Here is a 3,995-nt window from a genome sequence, read left to right as displayed (position 1 = left end):
AATGGACTAAAGCCCTGACTACGATAATGGCGAAATTCTGGTAGTGCGAGCATCTTGCTCGCTACTGGATTGACACAGCTAAAATTATGGATTAGATTTGTCGATTTTCTGGGCGCACGCCATGCGCCCCTACGGTTTCGGGGCTAAGCGGTTTGGATGGGACACTACCGGATTGTGTGGATTAGTGCTGAGGCAAAACTGAGATGATGTTGCCATCTATATTTAACACCTGCATTCCCAGAGGGGAAATACAAGCCGGGGAGCTTTCGGTAGACTTGTTTGCGGCAAAAGTCCGTCCCGTGGTGGAAGGGAATGCTCCCTTAGTTTATCAAGATGCCAATGTCTTCTTTGCCAACACATTCCCTACCGATGGGATTAAAACCCTGATTCGGGAAGTATTTGGGCGGTTAAGTGGTGCCGCAACTGGTTCTCCGGTGATTCGCTTGGAGACAAGCTTTGGTGGTGGTAAAACCCACGATGAGATTGCGATTTGGCATATCTGTAAGCAAGGGCGGCGGATTGACGGATTAGACCGTTTTGCGGACTTGACATTAATCCCAGACTATGCAGTGCAGGTGGCAGCGATTGATGGTAGAGACTTAGACCCGGAAAATGGGGTACATCATGGGAGTACGGGGATTACCACGTTTACCCTTTGGGGAGAAATCGCTTATCAAGTTGGTGGAATTGCAGGCTATCAGCTTTTGCGCGGTTCTGATACCAGTGGGATTAGTCCGGGGACATCGGTACTGGAACGGTTGACGGATGGGAAACCCACTGTGATTATTTTGGATGAAATTGCCCGGTATCTGAGAGCGGCGGAGGGGAAAGTCGTGGGACAAAGTACCCTGTCTAAGCAGGTGGTGGCGTTTCTGTTCTCGTTGATGGATTTAGCGGCGTCGGTTAATCATTTAATTCTGGTCTATTCTCTAGCATCGGCGTCGGATACGTTTAGTGAAGAGACTACAGAACTGAACGAAGTGATTCGTGCCTCGGCAAGGCAAGAGCGGGTGTTGAGTCCGAGTACGGATATTGAGATTTATAATATCGTCAAGCAGCGGTTATTTGAAAGCGTGAGTGCTAAAGCCGCAGAGGATGCTGCGTCGGAGTATTTAAGTGCCTATCGTGCTAGTCGGATTAATTTGCCCGATGGCTGCCAGGATGCTCCCTATGCTAACGCGATCGCATCGAGTTATCCGTTTCATCCAGAATTATTTAATTTACTCACTAAGAAGATTGCTTCAATCCCGGAATTTCAACGCACTCGGGGCGCATTGCGGTTATTTGCCATGGTGGTGCGTCATCTGTGGCAAACTCCTACGGAATGGATACCGATGATTCATACTCACCATATCCCGGTGGGGGTGGAGGCGAAGGTGACGGATGAGTTAACTTCTCGGTTACAGCGTCCCCTGATGCGGAATCCAATTCAGGCGGATATTTATAATGCTTCTGGGAGAGAAGCTTATGCTCAAGTCCAGGATCAACAGTGGGTGGTTGCAGGGAAACCCCCGTTTTCTACTTGGGTAGCGCGGACTATATTTTTACATTCTCTCACCCAAGGGATTTCATCGGGGATTCGACGGGCGGAATTAAATTTATCCTTGCTGACGCCGGGGTTGGAGATTGGGTTTGTAGACCAGGTATTGGATAAGTTGACCGCTGTAGCGTGGTATTTAGATAACGACCCGATTACCTCAATTGCTCGGTTTAAAGAAGAACCCTCCATTAATAAGATTATCACCGAAGAAAAAGAGCAGGTGGGCAAGATTCAGGCAAAAGACGACTTGCGATCGCGCCGAGATAGCATTTTTGCCTCAAAAGCCTTTAAGCTAGTTATACCGGACTCCCCTGCCGATGTGGATGATGTCCCTGACCCGATTGCCCTGTGTGTGATAGATTTCGATAATGTGACGGTATCCTCATCCCAAGACCCTGCGCCCTATCTGATTGAACAGATTTTTGACAATACGGGAGAGTCGGGCAAATTCCGCACCTATCGCAATCGGCTACTATTTTTAGTCGCCAACAAACACGAACTCGAACGCACTGTTGACCTCGCCAGGGAACATAAGGGAATTAAGAATATTCTGGCAAGTCCCAATCGGTTAGAAGATATCTCCGAAAGTCAGCAGAAACAACTGCGCCAGAAAGATGGGGAAATTGACTTGAGGTTACGAGTCGCGATAACCAATACTTACCGCCATCTATTTTATCCGGCGAATGACCCAGTAAAAGCGCCCAAGGGGTTGATGCATTATACCTTACCTGCCCAAGATTCCAGTACGGTAAAAGGAAAGAGTAACCAGCAGGATGTCATCCTTAAAGCACTCCGGGACTGCGGTAAAGTAAGGGCAGAAGCAGAAGACCAAGCGAAACCCTTTGCCCCTGCTTATATTTTGCAGAAGGTTTGGCTTTCTGGCATCGACCATTGGACAACGAAAAGCCTACGGGAGGAGTTTGCTAAGAATCTGGCGCTGAATATGCCCATTGAAGCCGAAATTCCCAAGCTGCGGACTACGGTAAAACGGGGATTGGTCGAGGGACAGTGGGATATGAAGGTGGGAGAGCGGTTATTTATTAAAGCAGATGGGAGTTTGACTCCACCCGAACCGATTGAATTCTCGGAACGGATGGTACTCTATCGCCGAGGGATTTTACAACCCCCGAAACCCAAGGAAATTGAACTCAGCGCCCAGGTAATGGCAAGTACGGAAGCGATGAAACCCGTGCGGGTGCGGTGGAAGGCGAGGGGGGCGTTAACGGTGTCTCTGTATCAAGATGAAAGGCTGATAAGGGAAGACTTTCGTCCCTCAGATGAGTATGAGGGGCGTATTTCTCAGACGACGGGGTTTAAGATAGTCGCAGATTATGGCAAGGGAGAGATTGAACAGCGACAGACGCAGGTAATGTTAACTGGGGGGTTCAGCTATGGAACCGGGGGTTCGAGGCGGAGTTCCACGGTTAGCGAACAGAAGGGGATATTTCAGGTTAAACCAGAACAGATTGACCTAGAGGGTACACCCAATAGCGTATTTACCGCGTTGAGCGATCGCTGTAGTGATGATAAAGTACAGGGTATTCAATGGCTGGAATTGTCGGTTGACCAGGTGATGGATTACCGTAAGCTGGGGACAGCACTACCTTTGCTGAGTCGGTTTCCGTTGCAAATTGACCAGAATGTGACGATTCAGACGGGAGACTTTGTTCGGTTTGAGTACCAAGGTGCGGTGCGGGGGTTCCAGAGTTTCTTCTCGACGCTTAATACGTTACTGAATACGGCGAATGTGCAGGCGGATGTGCATCTGAAGCTGATGGTTGAGTTTGATAACGTGGTGACGCTAGGGGGTTCAGAACTCAATACAATCAAACAGGCGCTTTTACGCAATCCGGTCGAGCGTCTGTATTTGAGAGTAAAGGTAACGTATTGATGCAAGAATTTCAACTGCGGGTGGTTCCCACGGATAATAATAATTTTGCTTTGGAGTTGTATCAATGTGCTTATAAAAAAGCTGGAGAGAAACGGCGACCAGCGGCTAAACGAGTTGGGCGATTAAAAGGAAAGGCGTTAGTGCAGGCAAGAACGGTGATTTATCAGGTGTTAAAAGCGAATAACTATGACCCAAAAACCCTATCCCACAAGCGGCAATCTCCCTATGTTTTAAGTGAGGAATCGGGGGTAAATTTAGCGCTGTTATTTCAGGCGTTGCAACCTTTATCAAAACCGGAACGGATTGCGAATATTACAGCGGGAATTACGGCGATGAGTGATGAGGAGGCACATTATTGGTTTGCCAAGATTAATAATGGGAAGCGCAGTCCGGCGTTAAAGGCAATGCGGGTGTTATTGGGGGATTAGAAGTGTGAGCCTTTTCATTCTCATTATTTCCCAGCGAGGTGATAAGCTGTTTGGCATTTAAACCTTAATGTCAATAATGACGAAATCTTTGTAGTGCGTTTAGCGAAGCCATGCCGCAGGCTTTGCATCTTGCTCG

General features: G+C 48.2%; 2 protein-coding genes. Both read left to right on the top strand.

Features of this window, described 5'->3' with window-relative positions; all coding sequences use genetic code 11:
* Positions 1 to 206 precede the first annotated feature (206 nt).
* Positions 207 to 3,431 carry an ATP-binding protein gene (locus ACLFWI_RS27910; protein ID WP_446415643.1) on the top strand — a complete coding sequence of 1,075 codons (3,225 nt, stop codon included), beginning with the start codon at positions 207 to 209 and terminating at the stop codon, positions 3,429 to 3,431.
* Entirely contained in the window at positions 3,431 to 3,859 is a 429-nt protein-coding gene (locus ACLFWI_RS27905) for a DUF7680 family protein (RefSeq protein ID WP_446415642.1), read from the top strand. The genes ACLFWI_RS27910 and ACLFWI_RS27905 overlap by 1 nt, the downstream gene beginning before the upstream one ends.
* Positions 3,860 to 3,995: the final 136 nt, after the last annotated feature.

It is taken from the genome of Coleofasciculus sp. (genome assembly GCF_046539235.1).
Lineage (GTDB): Bacteria > Cyanobacteriota > Cyanobacteriia > Cyanobacteriales > Coleofasciculaceae > Coleofasciculus.
Note: the sequence above shows the minus strand (reverse complement) of the source record. Positions and strands in the feature narration are given on the sequence as shown.

What these genes read in the sequence shown, in the direction of transcription:
- ACLFWI_RS27910 (WP_446415643.1), top strand. Translation starts at nt 207, where the DNA reads ATGTTGCCATCTATATTTAACACCTGCATTCCCAGAGGGGAAATACAA.
- ACLFWI_RS27905 (WP_446415642.1), top strand. Translation starts at nt 3,431, where the DNA reads ATGCAAGAATTTCAACTGCGGGTGGTTCCCACGGATAATAATAATTTT.